Source organism: Coleofasciculus sp. H7-2 (assembly GCF_042747725.1).
Classification (GTDB): domain Bacteria; phylum Cyanobacteriota; class Cyanobacteriia; order Cyanobacteriales; family FACHB-T130; genus FACHB-T130.
The window spans coordinates 13,503-33,716 of the sequence record NZ_JBHZGO010000099.1 but is presented as its reverse complement, the minus strand read 5'-3'; the positions used below and the strand labels follow the sequence as shown (position 1 = coordinate 33,716).

Sequence of the window (20,214 nt, the reverse complement as noted above, 5' to 3'; positions counted from 1 at the left end):
TATGAGTCTCTCTCCCTTCGACCTCCTAGCGCTCACCTGTAACTCCCTACGCAGCAACCCTTTGCGTTCTACCCTCACCACTTTGGGCGTTTTCATGGGTGTAGCGGCAGTCAGCGCCACGCTTCAAGTTGGCAGCATCAGTCGGGCGGTAATTGCCAAGCAACTAGCTGAGAAAGACGCCCCTCAGGTCTCTGTCTACGTGGAAGGGGAACTCCGGTCAGAAGACATGGAATACTTGCGACAGCGGCTAGAGGGCGTGCGGGCAATCAGTGCCTCTAGTGGGTTCTATCCGAATCCTCAAACCTTATTTCAGGATGAAGAAGCCCAACCTGAGATGACACCCGTTACTCAAGACTTTCTGCTCACTTCTGGTAAGCAATTGGCGGCGGGGCGCTTCTTCACTCCTGCCGATTTTGAAAACTATCGCCCTGTCGTGGTGATCGATCAATTTTTAGTAGACAAACTTTTTAAAGGTCAGAAGGCTGTTGGAGAGACCATTTATGCCAACGCCAGACCTTATGTTGTTGTCGGGGTAGTGCCCACCGTTACCTCATCTTTTCGAGAACCTGAAGGTGAGGTATTGATGCCGATGTCGTTTTACTACGCCCTGACGGGTAGCCGCGACATTGGCTCCATCCAAATACGCCCTTACAAAATAGAAGACTTAAAAGATTTGGCAGATAAAGCCAAGCAACTGATGGAGCAGCGCTTCCCAGGCAAAGATGTTTATGCCAGGAACAATGTGCAGCAAATTTTGGCGCAGCAGCAAACGCTAGAAATGGCTTCAAATGGGCTGACAGCTGTAGGGATTATCTCACTGCTGATCGGTGGTGTCGGCATTGCCAATATCACGATCGCGGCGGTAATGGAGCGTACCCCAGAAATTGGTTTGAGGCTGGCAATTGGGGCAAAAAAGCGGGACATCTTGCTGCAATTTATTCTGGAAGCGGCAATCCTGAGTTTATTGGGGGGAACTGCCGCTATTATCTCGGTGCATGGGTTGACAATGGTTGTCGCCGAAACTTTTAAGTTACCTTACGAATTTGAAAGCAAGACAGCTGCTTTGTCTCTAGGATCTGCACTGTTGGTGGGAGTAGGCGCGGGGTTTTTGCCAGCGCTAAGAGCCAGCCAGCTCGATCCAGTGAAAGCATTGCGTAACTCTTAGTCAGGACTCGCCGCACATCACCACATCTCTTGGGCAACCACAGGGGGATTGAACCCGAAAAAACTCTATCAGGACTCGCCGCACATCACCACATCTCTTGGGCAACCACAGGGGGATTGAACCGACAAGAACGCTATATGTATAAGCTTTGCGTAAGTCCTGCTCTATATGTATAAGCTTTGCGTAACTCCTAGTTTCAGCCGTAGGCATTGCGTAAAGCCGCCCAATTTTGAATTTTGGATTAAATCGGCAATTGTTCCATTTAAAATCTAAAATCAACAGGACTTACGCACTGAAAGCTTGAAACCTAGATCCCCCTAACCCCCCGCTAAATCGGGGGATGCAAGGGGGATCTCTGCGTAAGTCCTAATCAATTAGCTAAAAGCTACCCGTTATCATGCACAAGCGCGACGACCCAAATTCTGGACATTCCCGTTCTAGCGGTAGGTTTTTGCTGCCTATCCGCTCTTTTTTTGGGGATGTGGTTCTGCTTGTGACTGCAACTTTGGGCACGGCGTTGACGTTAGCCGCCCTTTTTAAGCTTCATTCAACGGCGGTAAGAGCGACGACTGCTAATATTCGGACAGCGATCGCTCAGACACAGCCGCCGGTACTCGCACGCCCGATTATTGTTTCGCCAACGGATACAACGGTCAAAACGGCTCCAGTCTCAGAAAGTCCGGGGGTGAAAATAGGGAAGGCGATCGCATTCTGGGAAACTGGTTTAAAGAAGGCGATCGCTCCTTCTTCTCTTTCCCCACTCCCAACCAAAACCCGTCAAACTCTTGACACCCAGCAAAGACAATTCCCACCTCCTAGTACTAGCCCCCCTTTGCCAGGAGGGTTGGGGGAATCTATTATCTCCCCATCAGCAAAAAGTATTAACATTCAATCTTCGCCTTCACTTCCAACATCTGAGCCAATTTCTCAGACTTTATCTGAAGCCAGAAAACCAGCCGCTTTATTAGCTCAAACTAGACAAAAACCCAAACAACAAGAATCAGTAACAACTGGACGGGGGATTCAATTAACCCTGGCTGATGTTGTCATCTTGGTATTGCAAAACAACAAAGATATCAAAAACGCTTATTTAGAAAGAATAGCCCAAAGACAAGACCTGGCAGTAGCGGAAGATAGATTTGTCCCTGATTTTATACCTAAATTAACATTTAATATCGATCGCTTTGGTTCGGGTGGAAGCACAAGCACTAATGCTGATGTTGGCGTTGGCGCAACTGTTGCTGTCACGGTTCCTACGGGAGGTAGGCTGAGCTTCGGTTGGGAAACCAACGGTCAAACGTCAAATATAAATAATTTAAGTTTGAATAGAAATGACGATCTATTTGGTTCAAATCTTCAACTGCGTTTAACTCAACCTCTACTACGAGGTGCTGGTGTTGCAGTTAATAAAGCTCCCGTTGAAATTGCTCGGCTCGATGAAAGAGCCAATATTCAAGGTTTAAAGTCAACCTTAATTAATACTATCACTGAAGCTATCTTAGCCTACCGCAATTTACTCAGAGCGCAGGAAAGACTTAAGATTGAGCAAATTTCCTTAAAAAGTGCCCGACAAATTTTAGAATTTAACCAAGTCTTGATTGAGGCTGGCAGAATCGCGCCAGTTGAAATTGTCCAAAACCAGACAGACGTTGCGAATCGAGAAGTCAGCTTATTAGAGGCTCAAAATAATCTGGAGTCTGTCAAATTAGCTTTATTGGATATTCTAGATATCGAGCAAACTCTTAATATTGAACCTGTAGAAAAAATTGTATTGCAATCGAAGTCTTTAGATTTAAATAATCTAAAACAAGTCGCCTCTCAAAACAGACCCGATTATTTGCAAGCACAGTTAAGCTTTGAAAAAACAAAATTTGAAAGATTAATAGCAGGTAATAACCGACGCTGGAACTTAGATTTAGATGCAGCTTACGGCAATTCCCTAGATGATACAACCCAATTAACTGCTGGGCTAATCTTGTCGCGTACCTTCGGCGATCTCACTGTGGAAAGAGATTATCAACGAAGTCAGGTAAACTTCCTGCAAGCAGAGAATACTTTAGAAAATCTGCGTCAAAGTATAGATATTCAAGTAACTGATAGGGTAAGAAATGTAAATTCGAGTCTCAGACAGGTGCAACTTGCCCAACAAGCAAGGCAATTAGCTGAAAGGAAACTACAAATAGAACAAGAAAAATTGAGATTGGGAAGATCGCAAATTTTCCAAGTTGTGAGTTTTCAGAATGATTTAGTAGAGGCAAGAAACCGAGAACTGGATGCAACGATTGAGTATCTAAATGCTTTGACAAATCTCGATCAATCTGTTGGCACGACATTAGAAACCTGGCAGGTGACGATTGAAAGAAAATGATATCAAGTCTGGGGAAAAAGCTTATCGTTAAACTACCTCACCTCCAGCCCCCAATCGGGTTCACTGAACTGAGGCTAGGGTAAATAAAACTATCTTTTTCCAATTACTCATTCCCCCTGACCGATTCTATCAGCATCACGTCATGAAAGCGGGTATAGTCGATCGAGCGCCGCCCGTCCGGCATCCTAGATAAGATATCCACAAAACGCATATTCCACACGATATCTGACGTGGCAAAGTAGTGACGGGCATGGATCGTCTGTGAAACGATTTCGTCTAACCCAGTCAGCATCACGACGATCTCGCTTTCCGACTCAGCCAGCGAGTCCAGCGTAGCCCCATAAAGCGGACTCGTCTCGTCAATCTGATGCATCACCGTCCAGCTCAATGCGAACATGGATGTATGACTGCGAACCAATTTGAGATCGTAAAACCGGCGCATGAATTCTCCCTCTCGGTTGACTTCGTTGCGAACTAAAGTCACCCGAATCTGCGCTTCTACAATTAAGTTGCGGCGCTGGTTAGCAGCCCGAAACATCAGAGTCGGCACCCCATCATAGGGAGCGATCGCTGCTACGCGACTGAAAAGCACCCTCGCCGTTGGCACGGAGAACCGCGCAAACGCCAGTCCAGTCGCCATTGCCACTCCGAAAAGACCTCCTAGCGCTTCGAGAGTCACCACCGCATTCGCGTAAGGCGTGCGCGGATACATCGCACCGTAGCCGATGGTAGCCATCGTTTGGACGCTGAAAAAGAAGGCGTCAAGGAAGGAACCCGGTTGAGCGTTCTGGATGCAATCTCCTCCCAGTAGGTATGCCAAGGCAAACACGGCGTTGGAAACTAGATACAACAGACACAACAGCGCTAAGAACCATGCCCAGGAAAGGGTAAGCAGCAAATGATACAGATCGCCCCGCTGAAATTCCGATACACCCCGCCGCACGATGTTCAGCTGCCCATCCCGGCTCATAAAGCGCGTCAATGAGTTTTGACGATACCTTTTGCCCATAGACTTTGGCTCTTTTAGTTCTCTCTCGCCTCATTATCAGCGTTTTTGTGCTAATAGCAGGCATCGCCAGAGAAGAACTCGTAGGAAAGAGCGATCGCTTGTAAACAACTTTCTGAGAATCAGAATAGACTATTTACTGCCGATTAAATCAATTTACGGATTTTCTATTTTTAGGAGTTGAGTAGGATGCAAATAGAAGGAACAAACAGCCTTCTTTCCCACCCCAGTTCTTAACTAAGCGATCGCATTCTTGTGAAATCTCAGCCGCTCAATTAATTCATAAAACGGCGTCCAGTTATCTTCTTGGTCAATTTTCTCCCAAACTGCTTCTATCTCTGGTCTGAGTAACGCAGTTTTGGGATTATGACGACGCAACCGAGCTACTATATTATCTAGCTCGCTATCTGGGAAACTCAGTAAAATTTGTAAATATATATTTCTCCAATCTTCCACTAATGCTGTAGCCTCAGGCGCATTCAAAAATTCATCCGCTTTAAGAATATTTGTCGCATCATCGCGCCAATTGCGGTCAAACTGTTTCGTTACTTCCCAAAAGAAAGTGTGATAGCTTACTTGGCTTTCCACCAGCAATCTTAGGGTTTGCATCAGTAATTCTTCTGCTGCTAAATCGGGCAGATTTTCAAATCCCAATTTCCTCATCATCCGCGCTTTGTAAGTTTGGTTATAATGCTCTGCAAATTGGGATATACCAACTTCCATATCTGCTACAGGAATAACCGCTGATAGCGGTTGTTGAAGCATTTCTAAATTCACCTGACAAATCCCTGGTTGATTGCTGTAACTGTAACGCCCATAATAGTCAAAATAGGCGGCAGTAAATTCGGGATCGTAGGTAGGAATAAAAGCGTATGGGCCATAGTCGAAACTTTCCCCAGTAATTGACATATTATCTGTATTTAAAACAGCATGACAAAATCCCACTGACATCCATTGTGCAACTAATTCCGCAACCCGTTGCACTAATTCGGCATAAAATAGCGCGTAGCGGTCTTCCTTATCATTCAGATGAGGATAATATTGCTCAATTACATGATCTAAAAGCTTTTCGATTAAATCCTTCCGTCCAAAAAAGTGTAACCGTTCAAATGTTCCGAAACGAATGTGGGAACGGCTGAAACGAATCATCACCGAGGATCTTGTAGGAGAAGGTTCATCGCCTCGCCACAGTCCTTCTCCCGTTTCAATCATCGATAAGCAGCGGGAAGTACGAACTCCTAAATAGTGAAGCGCTTCAGCGGCTAAAACTTCTCTGATTCCACCTTTTAGCGTGAGTCTACCATCGCCACCTCTAGAATACAGAGTAGTCCCAGAACCTTTAGTTCCAAAGTCATAAAGTTCTCCATCCTTACCGCGCACTTGTCCGTAGAGAAATCCTCTGCCATCGCCTAAGCGAGAGTTATATTCTCCAAATTGATAGCCGTGATAACGCAAAGCTAAAAACGGTCTGACGCCTTGAAACATACCAAACGCTTCGATAAAATCATCGTCTGTCACCGCTTCTGGTTTCAGTCCTAAGATTGGCAATAATTCATCGTTGCGAAAGCGCAGAATATATTTGGGAAAGTCTGCCGCAGCTACTCGATCAAAATAATCGTCGCCTAAAGCTTCTAAGGCAGTCTCATAATTGAGATTTAAAAAGGGATTGGAAAATTTTTCAGGGTTCATAAGTTGCCAAAAATATCAGGCGAATAGAATTTGCAGCTAAACAAACGTAGGGACATAGCACTTTCATGCCCGTACCGCCTGCGCGGACTGAAATAAACATAAAGACTGTACGGGCAGTATTGGTTTGTTTAGTACCAGATTTTAGTCTGTTTGCGAAGCGGCACGAAGTGCGGACACCTTTGCCAGATGTTTCATTTCTATGCTACGGATAAGCAAGTATACAGTTTCAGCATCAAAAGACTGAAATATGCTTATTCGCACTGCGACACCTGCTGACGTGCCATCTGTCCTACCAATGGTTGCCAAGATTTGTGCCTTGCATGAAGCTTGGGATTCGGCAAAGTATGGATTTCTGATGAATCCAGAGTTGCGTTATGAAAAGTGGTTGAGTAGGATGGCGTCTAGTGCATCGCTAGAAGGGCCACCGCAACGCGATCGCAATATCTTCCTAGTAGCTGAGGCTGAAAATAAGCAACTGGTCGCGTTTCTGGTGGCGACGGTAGAACGGGAAGTCCCGATTTATCGTTTACAGGAATACGCTTTTATTCACGATCTCTGGGTTGAAGAGGAATATCGCCAAGCTGGAATTGCTAAGGCGATGGTGATGCAGGCGATTGAACACTTTAACTCGATTGGAGTCAAACAAATTCGCCTCGATACTACTGTTGCTAACGATGCGGCGAGGCGATTATTTTCTTCCTGCGGCTTTCGCGTCAGTACGATAGAAATGCTGATTGAACTAAACAGCTAATTGCTAATAGTAGATGGATCTAATTATTTTTAGGATGGATTTTGCTTACGCTTTACCCATCCTATCCATCAGGACTTACGCAAAGCTTATACATATAGCGTTTTTTCGGGTTCAATCCCCCTGTGGTTGCCCCCAAATGTGGTGATGTTGCGTAAGTCCTGAGATATGTTTAGTTTAATTATGTCTACCTACTACATTAGATATGTTTAGTTTAATTATGTCTACCTACCTTAATTGCTAATTGCTAATAGTAATAACAAAGCATTTAGCCTTTACTGTGGTTTGGCAAGCGAGAATCCCCGGCGTGTCTGCCGATATTCAGCCAACTGCACTTGGAAACTTACCGTATCAGTCATTTCACCGCTTCTTACTTGCAAAGTCCATTGACCAGGACGAAGCGACCAAAATAGCGAATTCGATGGCTGCGTTGCCAGTTTTTCACCATTTAACCACCACTCTACCGACTGGCTGGGCGTTGCAGCCACTTTAAACTCTAGTTGTTGCATTTCTGTTGCGTTCTCCGCGCCTTTGTGGTTCGTTTTTTCACCTGGGTGCAACAAGAAAACATCCCCATTGTGAGGAGACAAAATCTTGACGCCACTAGAGACAAAACTCGGTTGATGCTGTCTTGCTAACCACTCATCGTACTCTGGGGGCAACTTTGCAGTACCTGACTGACGCTCATAATCGCTAATATCTTCTGCATAAAAATATTCTTGCACTACTGAGGGACAATCAGGGGTATATCGCAACCCGGTAATCGGACAAATTGGACGTTGCACCAGATTTTCTGGAGGGGGAAAGGTGGCGGGTTCTTGATTCTCATGTAGGTGTAACATGATGCGATTCCAGAGGGGTGCTGCACCTGTCACCCCAGAAACTTGCCGCATGGGATCGCCATTAAAATTACCCACCCAAACGGCTACGGTGTAGTCGGTGGTAAATCCAACCGTCCAAGTATCTCGAAAATCGGAGGAAGTGCCCGTTTTAACGGCTGCGGGGAATGGTAAAGCTAGCACCGAGTCTACACCAAAGGCACTCGCACGAGCATGGCGATCGCTCAACATATCCGCAATCAATCCCCAGGTGGAAGGGAGGGAAGGTTGCATCTTGGAAGATTTTAGGTTGGAAGATTGCATCTTTGAGAATGTTGTGACCAGCGGTGTGGCTTCTCCCCGTCTTGCTAAAGTAACGTAAGCCCTCGCTAACTCCCACAAACTCACTTCACCGCTACCCAAAATTAACCCCAATCCGTAATATTCTGGCGACCGATTTAAATGCTCAAAACCTAATTGATGCAGATGATTTAGAAAATTTTGCACGCCTACCTTTTCTAATACCCGCACCGCCGGAACATTCAGGGAATTTGCTAAAGCTACGCGAACTCGCACTGGCCCTAAAAAAGTTTCATCATAGTCTGTAGGACTATAGAGTTTCGCGCCAGGGATGGCATAATGGGTCGGCACATCCGCCAAGATAGTATTCGGACGAATCGTTCGATTTTCTAAAGCGAATTCATATAAAAAAGGCTTCAAGGTAGAACCGGGTTGACGCAATGCCTGTACTCCATCGTTGCGACCGAGTTGTGCTTCATTAAAGTAATCGGGAGAACCAACATAAGCCAAAACTTCCCCCGTGTGGTTGTCAATTACTAAAGCAGCAGCGTGATGGACATTATTAGGGGTGAGGGTGCGAATTACTTGCTGAACTTGCGCTTCTACAAATTGTTGTAAAGGGCGATCGATGGTAGTGCGAATTTGAGAAGAATTCTGTTTTGTAGAGACGCGATAACCCTTGTCTCTACTAGCTACCCAAAATAAAAAATGAGGCGCAGCAATAATCCCCTGTTGTCTCGGTACCAGCGAAACCTCTTCTTTATAGGCTCGATCTGCTTGATTACGTGTGATATACCCGTCTTCAACCATGCGATTCAGGACATAAATCTGCCGCTTCTTGAGGCGTTTCCAATGGTCGTAGGGATTGAAGTAAGTAGGATTATTAGGAACGGCAGCGAGTAGACTCGCTTGGGCAAGATTGAGTTCGCTTGCAGGAATATCGAAATAGTTACGGGATGCGGCTTCTAATCCATAGATATTCCCCCCCATTGGCAGGCGATTGATGTAAGCAGTCAGGATTTCATTTTTATTCATACCGGCGGCGATGCGCCAAGATAGCCAAATCTCGCGCAACTTGCCCGATAAGGTGCGCGGAACGGGGTCTAACATCCGCGCTAGTTGCATGGTAATCGTGGACGCACCGGAGGTAATTCTTTTCGAGTGAATGGCATCTTTAAGCGATCGCGCGACAGCTTTCACATCCAACGCCCCGTGATGATAATATGAGCCATCCTCAGCAGCTAAAATCGCATTGATAAAGTGGGGCGAAACTTGATTCAGCGGCACCACAGCGGTATGCTCTTGGTCGCGGGTCAGCAACCTTCCTAAAGGAAGTCCATTGCGATCGCTAAATTCAATCGCTTGCGTATCCTGGGTAATATCTTTGGCGCGAACGGGTGCCAGATAAGGAAGCGATCGCACTGTCAAACCCAGCAACACCAAAGCTAAGAATCCGCGAAATTTTTTGTTTCTCCCCCAACGCCAAAATAGTTCCTGAATTTGGATTTGCCACTGCTTGGGTTGTCTCATCGCTTAACCCTTTAGCCAACGAAGACTTACCACCTTATCTTCATTGTGGCGATCGCCTTTACCGGATGCGATCGCCATAACTGTAGATTCTCCCTGTAACTGAGTCTAGGATAGACTTACAACTTGCCCGGAGGTCGCCTATGTCCCGCACCATTACAGACCTAGAAAAACTACAAAGCGAACATCCTGACCTACAGTTTGAACTGTGGGATGGGGAAATTATAATTATGAGTCCATCTGATTACGCCTCAGATGAAGTTGGTTCCACTCTAGTCGCACGGTTATTTAATTGGGTCAGACCTCGCGGATTAGGGCGCGTTACTGGTTCTTCTGCTGGATTCACGATGCCTAACGGTGACTTGGTAGCACCTGATGTGGCGTTTGTAACAGCCGAGAAACTGAGGCAGAGTCCGCGTTCCTATGCTAATTTAGTGCCGGATTTAGTCGTTGAGGTCAAGTCCTCCACTGATAGCGTCAAACGACAGAAAGCCAAAGTTGAGAGATTTATGGAGTTAGGGGCGCAAGTTGGGATAATGATTGACCCAGACAAGCACACTGTCACAATTTATCGTCCTGGTGCTGAACCAATAATATTAGGTGATGGTGACACGTTGACAATTCCCCAACTGCTACCAGGATGGGAAATTCAGGTGACAGATTTATGGCCTTTGGTGTTTTAAAGGGATGCGATAGCGAAGCGCTGACTTGTCAGTTCGCGCCTTTAGAACCGCACCAAGATGCAGCTTGGATTGCAGAAAACTCTTCCTAATCACCCGATGGGGTGAACCAATCAGATGAAGCAAGTACCTTAAAACCGCCGTAATTTTGTAGTGGTACAAGTAACTTATCTACAAAAAAATACAGTAGGCATTATGAAGATTGTTCTGCACACTTATGGTTCGCTAGGCGATCTGCATCCTTATATGGCGATCGCTCTAGAATTAAAGGCACGCGGGCATCAAGCGGTCATTGCCACAGCTGGGTACTACCGTAACAAAATCGAAGCGGCTGGCATTGAGTTTCACCCAGTTCGTCCCGATTTTCCCTCAGACGTTGAACAGCAACAAGAAGTTTTGCGTCTGGCAATGGACAAGCAAAACGGCACAGAATACATCTTTCGCCAAGCACTCTTACCGTATCTCCAAGAAACTTATGAGGATATGATGTCAGCAGTGCGCGGTGCTGACCTGCTGGTGACGCATCCCCTCAGCTTCGCCGGAGCGCCCGTTGTGGAGAAAACAGGAATTCGTTGGGTTTCCAGCGTGCTGTCTCCGATGTCGTTGCTCTCCGCCTACGATCCGCCAATCGTGGCAACTTTCCCCAGTTGGCTGAATCTACGCATACTTGGCCCTGGGGTCAATGGAGCGCTCATCCGCCTCGCCAAAAGTCGTTTCAGCTCTTGGGGTGAACCTCTGCGACAGTTACGGGCGCAGCTTGGTTTATCTCCCCTTGCCGATCCTATGTTTGAAGGGATGAACTCCCCCGACTTAGTGTTGGCTTTATTCTCAGAAGTTCTCGCAACTCCCCAACCCGACTGGCCAAAACAGACTTGTGTCACCGGATTTACTTTCTACGATCGCAATGGCAATACTGGTCTATCTCCGGAACTGGCGTCATTTTTGGATGCGGGAGATCCGCCAATTGTCTTTACTTTAGGAAGTTCTGCTGTGTGGGTTGCTGACGACTTTTACCTTGAAAGTGCCAAAGCTGCCTTAAAGTTGGGCTATCGGGCTGTATTGCTGGTTGGCGACGATAACCGCCCCCTGCCAAAAGAGTTGCAATCTAAGGATATTGGTGTTTTTGACTACGCTCCCTACTCGGAACTGTTTCACCGGGCTGCTGCGATTGTGCATCAAGGAGGCGTGGGTACAACCGCACAGGTGTTGCGTTCCGGTCGCCCGATGTTGGTGGTACCCTTTAGTCACGACCAACCAGACAATGCCGCCCGCATTACTCGTTTAGGAGTAGGACGTACTGTTGATCGCGATCGCTACACAGCTTCTCGTGCGGCAAAAGAACTCCATCGCCTGTTGCGCGAACCTCGCAACCTCGCTAAAGCCGCAGAAGTTGGCACTAAGGTACGGGCAGAAAACGGAGTCAAAGTTGCCTGCGATGCGCTGGAAGCACAATGGAAAAAAGATAAGAACGCTACGCTTCATAGTGCGTCCACCTCGTTTGTGTGACAATCTTGTGGGGACGATCGCGCCTTTAAAAGATTAGAGCAATTTTTGATGGGCGCGATAGCGAAGCGCCGACCTGTCGGTTCGCACCTTTGCATCAGGAAAATTTGCAGCCGCCTTCTCAAGGCTTCATCTGTAGGGAGATCGTCACCCACATCAGCATAAACTCATTAAAATACTACTGAATTCCTATTTAGTTAGCTAGTTTTATTGAAATACTGATATTTTCACTTTGCTATGCTTTTTTTTCTTGTATGCACTTGATAGCTTCTTTTATCGTCTCGATAGGAAGAAAAAGAGAAAGAGGGGTATCCTGCAATTCGAGAAAACCGCGCTTTTTGTAATACCCTTTTGCTTGTTCATGCAATGCATCGACCCTGACAGCATAGACTCCTACCTTTTGGGAGATATCTATTGCATTTTCAAAAGCATGCCTCAACAGTTTCTTTCCAAGACCTGTTCCTTGCATCGACTTATCAACAGCTAGTTTTCCAATAAGCATGGCAGGAGTGGGGTAGCTAGGAAGCTTATTCCGTAGGTCAGCGGGTATCCCTTGAGGAGCTATCACACTCATGCTGCAATAATAACCAGCTATTACCCCACTCTCATCCTCTGGGAGAGCTACAAATGTTTTTGCAATCCCACTTTCATCGTTTTTCTTCGCATATTGCTTGAGATATTTATCCAGTTCTGGTTCCCCAGAATTAAATGGATCTTTCTTAAGGCTACTAAGGCTACGCCCTGTAGAATTTATGGGACATACGATCCAATTCACAAGGCTTCAGCTTTTCCTGCGTTGAACCACAAATCTATTCAAATACTGAGAGCAAACCTTCAGAAGGCTCCGGTGGATTTTCCATGACTGCCAGGAAAAACTCGCTATCGCGCTCAGATAGTACCAGAGCTTCATTGTTATATGAGCTAGCAACTTCTCTATTACAAGTCGAAGTCTCAAAGTATTTTCTGAAGACAAGGTAGATAGCAGCACAATGCTTCAGCTTATATTCACAACTTTTTTCGGCTCTAACAAGCGTTAGCATAGTTTTAAACTCCTAAAATGCGTTGCTTTGTTATGGCAAGCCAACGTTGGTGACATCCCTACTGTCTTAATATGTAAGACTTAGAAAGTTAGCTATGTTACATATAATATTATAATACTTTACAGAATTCATGGTTTTGCAGTTTATTATCCGCAGGGGTATCGTCAGAATCAGGTAGTTCTGTTGAGGATGGCAGACAGGGCAACAGGTCGTACTGTATCATAACAGCTTTCCCTAGACTTACTGCCTGGATCTTAGGCGAACGTGAGTAGCGTTAGCTCAGCATAAAGTAAAGATTTTAAGCTTAATTGTTAAGCTACCCGGAAGGCAGATTAGTTGAGATGTAGACCTCTTGATAGTGAATCATGTAGGGATAACTCTTGTAGTTGCCCCTCTGATAAATTATTTGCAATAAGGGGAGAAGTTATGCCAGTTTCAATTCCTGATACAGATTCGCTGTTTTCCCCCCTTGCAGAGGATAGTACAGATAAATCCTTACAACAGATAGGCACGATCGTGAGAATTTGGATGCGGTTTCTGGTTGTCGTAGCATTCGTAGTGGGAATAGCCGGATGTGGCGTGATTAATCTCTCTGGAAATGAGCCACTTCCAGCAGTTCCTTCTCTGGTGACGCCGCAACTACCAGACTGGATTGAGGAAATTAGTCCCACTGGCGAGGTTGAACCATTAGCGCAGATTCGCATCCGATTTAAAGATGCTTTGATTCCGGTTGAGAGTCTTGATAGCCCAGATCAACAGCAAAAGCTAAAACAATTTGAGATTTTGCCACCGCTACCGGGACAATTTCGATTTTTGACGCCGCGAATGGTGGGATTTCAAGCCGACAAAGCATTGCCGAAAGCAACGCGAGTCAGAGTCACCTTGAAAGCTGGTTTGGCGGATCTGAAAAATCAGCGTCTGGATAAGGATTTGGCTTGGACTTTCAATACCGAACCAATTAAATTAACTAATTTACCGACTACTAATAGTGAAAATCCTGATAATCAAGCTATTGAGCTAAAGCCAACTCTGAAATTTAACTCAAATGTAGAACTGGATGTCGCTTCAGTTCAAGAGCATTTGAAGCTAATTCCGGAAGGAAAACAGAAGGATATACGGCTCAAAGTTGAGTTAGAAAAAGCAGAGACACCATCAGAAAATGAACAGCCACAGGAGAAACTTGACCCTTCAACTCGCAACTGGACATATAATTTAGTACCGCAACAGACTTTAGAAAAAGCGACTCGTTACCGCTTAGAATTTTCTCCAGGTTTGCGTCCTACTCGTGGCAATCTGCCTAGCGAAATGCCTTATGTTAGTCAGGTAGCAACTTATTCGCCGCTGAAATTCCAGAAGATTCTATCTTACGGACAACCAGATGCAGGCGGTACCTACGGACGGTTTGTGAAAGGAAGCCCTCAACTGCAATTTAATAATGGAATTGTTGCAGATTCAGCAATTGAGAATATTACGATTAATCCTAAAACTAAAGAATCTCCTAAGCTGGTTCAAGTTAATGATGGAGATAGTCTGGTTAGCCTCAACCCTTGGGCATTAGAACCCACCACGAATTATACAATTACTATCGGTGCCAAACTTAAGGATAAGTTTGGACAAACGTTGGAGAAGCCAGTCACGCTGAAGTACGAAACAGGCGATCTAGCTGGAGATATTTGGGTACCATCTAATCTAAATATTTTCCCGGCTGGTAAAGATTTACAGTTAAATGTTTCTACTGTAAACTTGCCGGAATCGAAGTATAAAGCTGCTTATCGTGTATTGCAGCCGACAGATTTAGTTTATGTAGATTCCGCTTATCCCAAAGGTGATGGGAACGATTTATTGCCGAATCCCAATTCTTGGCAAAATGTCAAGGTATCCGGTAAGAAAAATCAGTTAATTGATGTGGCTGTTCCCATCCGAGAAAAACTGGGTACTGGTACGGGAATGTTAGCTTATGGTATTCAGGCGCGAACCAATCGTTATGAAGAAAATGGTAAGCAACAATGGCGCGAACCGACGACTTATGGAATGGTGGAATTAACTAATTTGGGAGTGTTTGCACAGTGGTTCCCAGATTCGGGATTGATTCGCGTGCATCATCTCTCAGATGGTTCTCCTTTAGCAGCTGCACCCGTAGAAATTTATGAGTCGAAATTGGAGGCAAAATCTCGCCCTCAACCCGTACCTTGTGCATCGGGGAAAACCGATCAAACGGGAACATTACTGTTGAGTCGTGAGGATATGCAGCAATGTACAAAATCCAGAACTGGATTTGAACAAGGGCCTAAATTGCTAGTAATTGCCCGCGAAAATCAAGATTGGGCATTTGTCCGCACGGAAGAATATAGCGGTGCTTATGGCTACGGTGTTGATGCTGGATGGGATGATGGGAAGCCAGCATCGCGGGGGGTAATCTTCTCGGATAGACAGCTTTATCAACCTGGTGAAAAGGCAGCGTTTACGGGTTTTACCTACTATTTACAAAATGGCAATATCCAGCAGGACAAAAATGCTACTTACAAAGTTACTCTCTTAAATCCGGATGGTCAAAAAACGGCTTTAGGTACTCAGACAACAAATGAATTTGGCAGTTTTTCTCTAGAATTGCCGCTTAAGACTAATCAGCCGCTTGGCTATTATTCGATTCAAGCTCAAGGGAAAAGTGGTGTAGAAGTTTTGGGCGATTTTCGCGTTGCAGAGTTTAAACCGCCTAATTTCAAAGTAGAGCTAAATCTAGATAAAGAATTTGCTCTAAAAGACCAAAAGGTGGAAGCGAAAGCTGCTAGCAATTACCTGTTTGGTGCGCCTGTGGAAGGCGGGAAAGCTCAATATTACGTTACGCGATCGCAAGCTGATTTTAACCCGAAAGGGTGGGAGCAATTTTCTTTTGGGCGACAGTGGTTTTGGCCTGAAGAAAGTCCGACTGTCCCCAGTGATGTGTTGCAATCAAATCAGGTATTAGATGGTAGTGGAAAGAGCAGCCAAATTGTCAAGATAGCCAAGGATTTGCCTTACCCGATGACTTATCGGGTAGATGTGCAAGTCGCCGATGTGTCGAATTTGTCGGTTACTGATTCTAAGACGTTTACGGTATTGCCAAGCGATCGCTTGATCGGGTTACAATCCAATTTCGTCGCCGATGCTCTTCAATCTTTCCCCATCCAAGTTATCGTTACCGATCCTACAGGCAAGGCGATGGAAGGGCAACGGGTGCGCGTGGAACTGCAACAGATGAAATATAGCAGCGTCACGCGGGTGGTAGAAGGCAGTAATACTGCTAAAAACCAAGTGGAATACAAGACAGTGGCGCAGACAGAGGTAAAATCGGGAAATAATCCTCAATCTGTCTCGCTTACACCTCCGGAATCGGGTTCTTACCGCATCCGAGCCAACTTTGTCGATACAAAAGATGAAGTTACAGCAACAGACTTGCAGATTTGGGCGACTGGTGGAAATGCGGTAAGTTGGGGAGAAAGCGATCGCGATCGCTTAGAAGTTAAACTCGATAAAGACACCTATAAACCGGGTGAAACTGCCACTGCTTTAATTCAATCTCCCTATCCGGAAGCCGAGTTATATTTTGCCGTTGTCCGCGACAAACCCCTGTACAAGACAATTACCAAAGTAAAAGGGGGTGCGCCGCAAATTCAATTCCAAGTAACGCCAGAAATGCTACCCAATGCAGCAGTAGAAGCAGTATTGGTTCGCCAAGGCGTTCCCCTTAGTCAAGTAGAACCCGGAACTTTAGAAAACTTGGTGCGGATTGGTTTTGCTCCTTTTAAAACCAACTTGGATGATAAATATTTAAGTGTAGAGACGCGATTAATCGCGTCTCTACAACCTGGTGCGGAGCAAACAGTACAACTAGAACTGAAGGATACACAAGGCAACCCGGCAAAAGGACAATTTACCGTGATGGCGGTGAATGAAGCGGTGCTGCAACTCAGTGGTTATCGTCCGCCTGATTTAGTAAAGACTGTTTATGCAGAGCAGTCGATTTCGACTCGATTTAGCGATAATCGCCCTAATGTGGTGGTGCAACCAACCTCAATAGCTAAGCCGAAAGGTTGGGGTTATGGCGGGGGACAATCAGCAGGCGCAGCCAATACGCGCATCCGCAAGGATTTCCAAGCCTTAGCTTACTACAACGGCTCTGTTCTCACAGACGCGACAGGCAAGGCGCAGGTGACATTTAAGTTGCCGGATGACTTGACAACTTGGCGGGTGATGGCAGTTGCTACCGATGGGAATCTGCACTTTGGCAACGGCGAGGCGACATTTATCACGACGAAATCGCTGCTGTCTAACCCTATATTGCCGCAATTTGCACGTCCGGGCGATCGCTTGGAAGCTGGCTTATCGGTGACAAACAACACCGGACAAACAGGAAATCTGGCAATCAATGGTGTGGCGAACGGTTCGCTTCAGTTTGTAGAGAATAACCAGAGTAGAGACGCGATTAATCGCGTCTCTACAGGAGAGTCTGGCACTCGTGCTTATCGCTTTCCCATCGTGGCGGGTAGTGCGGGTAAATCTCAGGTGAAGTTTACCACTCAGTTGAATGGCACCTCTGATGCGTTTGAAGTGCCTTTGGAGGTGAAAGCGCTAGAGATTACCGAACAAGTCGTAGAAAGCGGTACAATCCCCCCCAACCCCCCCTTCAAAAGGGGGGGAGATCAGGTGAAGATTCCCCTGAATGTGGATAAAAATGTTGTCCCTGATGCGGGAGGTTTGGAGATTTCCCTTGCCAGTACGCTGATCCCGGAAATTACCGCACCGGCGCGTCAAGTATTGCAGGATGAACAATTGCCATTCTTAGAACCAGCGGCGAGTCAATTAGCGATCGCATCCAGCTTGCAAACGCTTTCTCAAAAATACGGTCAAACCTTTGCACAATTCAACCCAACTCAACAAGCAACTCAATCTCTAGAACGCTTGCAAAAACTTCAGCAACCGGATGGTGGATTCGCCGCTTGGCCTGGTCAAGAGAAGTCCGATCCGTTAATATCTCCTTACGCAGCTCAAGCTTTGGCGAGAGCCTCGAAAGCGGGACTAACGGTAGAACCGAGAATGGTATCTCGCTTGACGGCTTACTTAAAGAAAATTCTCGCAGATCCCGGTCAATACGATTTTTGTAAGCAACAACTCTGCAAGAATCAGGTGCGATTAGAAGCACTCTCTGCTTTGGCGGAACTGGGTGAAAAGCGCAATGACTTCCTTGCAGATATCTATGCACAGCGCAGTCAATTCGATCCGGTTACGCAGATTAAGCTGGCGCGTTACCTGTCTCAATTCCCGGAGTGGCAAGAAGAATCTCAAACTCTGTCGAATCAATTCCAGCAGAATATTTATCAAACGGGTCGCACCGCTACGGTAAATTTACCCCAAGGTTTATCTTGGCTCAACTCGTCAACAACAGCTCAAGCTCAAGCTTTGCGGCTAGCGTTAGCGCAAAACACTAAACCAGAAATTTTGGATCGGTTGTTGCAAAGTCTCCTAACACTGCGACGAAACGGAACTTGGCAGAATACCTACGACAACGCTCAAGCACTCACCGCTTTGGTGGAATATAGTCAGACGCAGCCAACACCGCCTAACTTTGCAGCAACGGTGAAACTGGCTGGCAAAAAATTGACATCGGCTCAGTTTAAGGGATACGCCAACCCCAGCCAGGATCTTAAGGTGCCGATGACCCAGTTGCCACGCGATCGCCACGATCTGATTGTGCAAAAATCGGGTCAAGGTACGCTGCACTTCCTGGTTGCCTATCGCTATCGCTTACAGGGAAATCAACCGGGAAGATTTAACGGCTTACGGGTGACGCGAGAAATCCGTCCTGCCAATGAAGAAAAGGTGTTGCGAAAGCTCAGTCTTTATGCTTCTGATGAGCCGTTGACGGTGGAAAGCGGTCAGGTGTTTGATATTGGTTTGGAGATTATTACCGATCATCCTGTAGATCGTGTGGTGATTACCGATCCTCTCCCAGCCGGGTTTGAAGCAGTGGATGCGAGTTTTCAAACTTCTACGCCTGCATTACAGGCAAAACAAGATAACTTTGGCTTCAAGACAATTTACCGCGATCGCATTGTTGCATATAGCGATCGCCTGGAAGCCGGAGTCTACTCCCTACACTACCTCGTCCGTTCCGTTACTCCAGGTACCTTCCTTTGGCCTGGTGCAGAAGTCCATCTACAGTATGCCCCAGAAGAATTTGGACGCTCGGCTTCTTCTACTTTGAAAGTGTCGGATTAGAGTCAGTTGTCAGGTAAAAAATAGACGATTAACCACCAAGGCAAACTAACGTAGCCTATAGACGCCAAGAAAACACAAAGTTTCTTGCAGGCTGAGTTAGGGAAGGAGATATTGGGTGCCATCATTTGTTTTGCGAATGATCGCACCCATTTTTTGCCTAGTTTTGCCTTTTGTCTGACTTTTGCCTTTTAACTTTTGCTTGCTTGCCGATTAGTTTTGCCGCGATCGCCCTTTCTTTGCAAAGATTAGATTGTTTGCCACAACGGCAGTTATGGCGATATCAAGACCTAAGTAAATTCATAAGGGAAGCAACATGGCGGGAAAAACAATAAATAGTAGTGCCAGTGGTTTTCTTGTTGTCCTCTTGCCAATGGCGTTTGCGATCGCCTTCCTGTTTGTAGCATGGCCTGTGCTACTGGCACTGGTGTTGGTGGGCATCTGTTTGAGGCTTTGGCAAAACTATCAATGGCAAAAGTGGAGCCAGCAAGTCAATCCCTTTTTCCATCAGCTGATTCAGGAAACCCAAGGGCGCGTTACAGCACTCGACTTGGCAATGAAAGCAAATCTCTCTGGAGCGGCAGCGCAGCGGTACTTGGATACAAAAGCCCAAGAATTTGGGGCACGCGCCCTTGACTATCAAGACAAAGGCAAAGTGTATTACTTTATCACCGCTAACACTTTAGGTAGCATCTTTGACGACAGCGAACCTTCCAGCGAATCTTATTTCAATGATGCCCCAGAAGCTTTGGCACCTTCCCGCAAGGAGCCGCAACCGCAGGAATCAGCGGACGAGGAGTTGGAGGAACCTGAAGAACCCACTGACGAACAGAGGGATTCTAAAGCGCTGATCCAATCCGAACTTGCAAGGCGGCTGGATGTTCATTCCAGTACCATTCACAAACGCAGAAGCGAGCCATACTTCGCAGATTGGAGCCAGGGTCGAGATCCAGAAGGAATATCTTGGAGATTTGAACCCGACAGTATGCTGTTTTTCCCCATCGAAACCGAGTCCTAAAAGGAAACAGGACTTACGCAAAGCTTATACATATAGCCTTTTTTCGGGTTCAATCCCCTTGTGGTTGCCCCCCAGATGTGGTGATGTTGCGTAAGTCCTA

The 20,214-nt window shown here is 46.1% G+C and carries 12 protein-coding genes; 7 read left to right on the top strand and 5 right to left on the bottom strand.

The genetic code is table 11. The annotated features are described in order from the left end of the window. Nucleotide 1 precedes the first annotated feature (1 nt). Both ACFW2W_RS19740 and ACFW2W_RS19735 read left to right on the top strand, forming a co-directional pair. Nucleotides 2-1,165 carry an ABC transporter permease gene (locus tag ACFW2W_RS19740; RefSeq protein WP_378182032.1) on the top strand — a complete coding sequence of 388 codons (1,164 nt, stop codon included), beginning with the start codon at nt 2-4 and terminating at the stop codon, nt 1,163-1,165. A gap of 397 nt (nt 1,166-1,562) precedes the next feature. Then, nucleotides 1,563-3,533 (top strand): TolC family protein, encoded by a 1,971-nt coding sequence (locus tag ACFW2W_RS19735; protein ID WP_378182029.1) that lies wholly within the window; start codon nt 1,563-1,565, stop codon nt 3,531-3,533. Nucleotides 3,534-3,636: 103 nt separating this feature from the next. On the opposite strand, the gene ACFW2W_RS19730 is transcribed toward ACFW2W_RS19735, so the two are convergent. Together ACFW2W_RS19730 and ACFW2W_RS19725 are read right to left on the bottom strand one after the other, a co-directional pair. Next, entirely contained in the window at nt 3,637-4,542 is a 906-nt protein-coding gene (locus tag ACFW2W_RS19730) for an ion channel (protein ID WP_378182026.1), read from the bottom strand. Between the two features lie 234 nt (nt 4,543-4,776). Next, the gene (locus ACFW2W_RS19725) at nt 4,777-6,228 is read right to left on the bottom strand and encodes a YdiU family protein (RefSeq protein ID WP_378182023.1); all 1,452 of its coding nucleotides are present in this window, start codon (nt 6,226-6,228) and stop codon (nt 4,777-4,779) included. Nucleotides 6,229-6,475: 247 nt separating this feature from the next. On the opposite strand from ACFW2W_RS19725, the gene ACFW2W_RS19720 reads away from it, so the two are divergent. After that, nucleotides 6,476-6,979 (top strand): GNAT family N-acetyltransferase, encoded by a 504-nt coding sequence (locus ACFW2W_RS19720; protein WP_378182020.1) that lies wholly within the window; start codon nt 6,476-6,478, stop codon nt 6,977-6,979. A gap of 272 nt (nt 6,980-7,251) precedes the next feature. Here the strand turns inward: ACFW2W_RS19720 and pbpC are convergent, their stop codons facing one another. Further along, the gene (gene pbpC, locus ACFW2W_RS19715) at nt 7,252-9,624 is read right to left on the bottom strand and encodes a penicillin-binding protein 1C (protein WP_378182017.1); all 2,373 of its coding nucleotides are present in this window, start codon (nt 9,622-9,624) and stop codon (nt 7,252-7,254) included. A 140-nt stretch (nt 9,625-9,764) separates the two neighbouring features. Between pbpC and ACFW2W_RS19710 the strand changes: the two genes are divergently transcribed. Together ACFW2W_RS19710 and ACFW2W_RS19705 are read left to right on the top strand one after the other, a co-directional pair. After that, complete coding sequence (locus ACFW2W_RS19710; protein WP_378182014.1) at nt 9,765-10,304, top strand: Uma2 family endonuclease; 540 nt, start codon at nt 9,765-9,767, stop codon at nt 10,302-10,304. A gap of 192 nt (nt 10,305-10,496) precedes the next feature. Continuing rightward, complete coding sequence (locus ACFW2W_RS19705; protein ID WP_378182011.1) at nt 10,497-11,807, top strand: glycosyltransferase; 1,311 nt, start codon at nt 10,497-10,499, stop codon at nt 11,805-11,807. A gap of 232 nt (nt 11,808-12,039) precedes the next feature. Here the strand turns inward: ACFW2W_RS19705 and ACFW2W_RS19700 are convergent, their stop codons facing one another. Together ACFW2W_RS19700 and ACFW2W_RS19695 are read right to left on the bottom strand one after the other, a co-directional pair. Beyond that, a complete protein-coding gene (locus ACFW2W_RS19700; RefSeq protein ID WP_378182008.1) occupies nt 12,040-12,579 on the bottom strand; it encodes a GNAT family N-acetyltransferase in 540 nt (179 codons plus the stop codon). A gap of 34 nt (nt 12,580-12,613) precedes the next feature. Beyond that, nucleotides 12,614-12,844, bottom strand: a complete 231-nt coding sequence (locus ACFW2W_RS19695; protein ID WP_378182005.1) for a hypothetical protein — start codon at nt 12,842-12,844, stop codon at nt 12,614-12,616. Nucleotides 12,845-13,372: 528 nt separating this feature from the next. Here ACFW2W_RS19695 and ACFW2W_RS19690 point away from each other — a divergent pair. Both ACFW2W_RS19690 and ACFW2W_RS19685 read left to right on the top strand, forming a co-directional pair. Next, entirely contained in the window at nt 13,373-19,099 is a 5,727-nt protein-coding gene (locus ACFW2W_RS19690; RefSeq protein ID WP_378182248.1) for an alpha-2-macroglobulin, read from the top strand. 313 nt (nt 19,100-19,412) lie between these two features. Continuing rightward, nucleotides 19,413-20,114, top strand: coding sequence for a hypothetical protein (locus tag ACFW2W_RS19685; protein ID WP_378182002.1), 702 nt, complete (start codon nt 19,413-19,415; stop codon nt 20,112-20,114). Nucleotides 20,115-20,214: the final 100 nt, after the last annotated feature.

Bases quoted from the DNA above. Each gene is read 5' to 3' on its own strand.
- ACFW2W_RS19710 (WP_378182014.1), top strand. From the start codon at position 9,765: ATGTCCCGCACCATTACAGACCTAGAAAAACTACAAAGCGAACATCCT.
- ACFW2W_RS19685 (WP_378182002.1), top strand. From the start codon at position 19,413: ATGGCGGGAAAAACAATAAATAGTAGTGCCAGTGGTTTTCTTGTTGTC.
- ACFW2W_RS19730 (WP_378182026.1), bottom strand. From the start codon at position 4,542: ATGGGCAAAAGGTATCGTCAAAACTCATTGACGCGCTTTATGAGCCGG.
- ACFW2W_RS19725 (WP_378182023.1), bottom strand. From the start codon at position 6,228: ATGAACCCTGAAAAATTTTCCAATCCCTTTTTAAATCTCAATTATGAG.
- ACFW2W_RS19690 (WP_378182248.1), top strand. From the start codon at position 13,373: ATGCGGTTTCTGGTTGTCGTAGCATTCGTAGTGGGAATAGCCGGATGT.
- ACFW2W_RS19735 (WP_378182029.1), top strand. From the start codon at position 1,563: ATGCACAAGCGCGACGACCCAAATTCTGGACATTCCCGTTCTAGCGGT.
- ACFW2W_RS19695 (WP_378182005.1), bottom strand. From the start codon at position 12,844: ATGCTAACGCTTGTTAGAGCCGAAAAAAGTTGTGAATATAAGCTGAAG.
- ACFW2W_RS19720 (WP_378182020.1), top strand. From the start codon at position 6,476: ATGCTTATTCGCACTGCGACACCTGCTGACGTGCCATCTGTCCTACCA.
- pbpC (WP_378182017.1), bottom strand. From the start codon at position 9,624: ATGAGACAACCCAAGCAGTGGCAAATCCAAATTCAGGAACTATTTTGG.
- ACFW2W_RS19705 (WP_378182011.1), top strand. From the start codon at position 10,497: ATGAAGATTGTTCTGCACACTTATGGTTCGCTAGGCGATCTGCATCCT.
- ACFW2W_RS19740 (WP_378182032.1), top strand. From the start codon at position 2: ATGAGTCTCTCTCCCTTCGACCTCCTAGCGCTCACCTGTAACTCCCTA.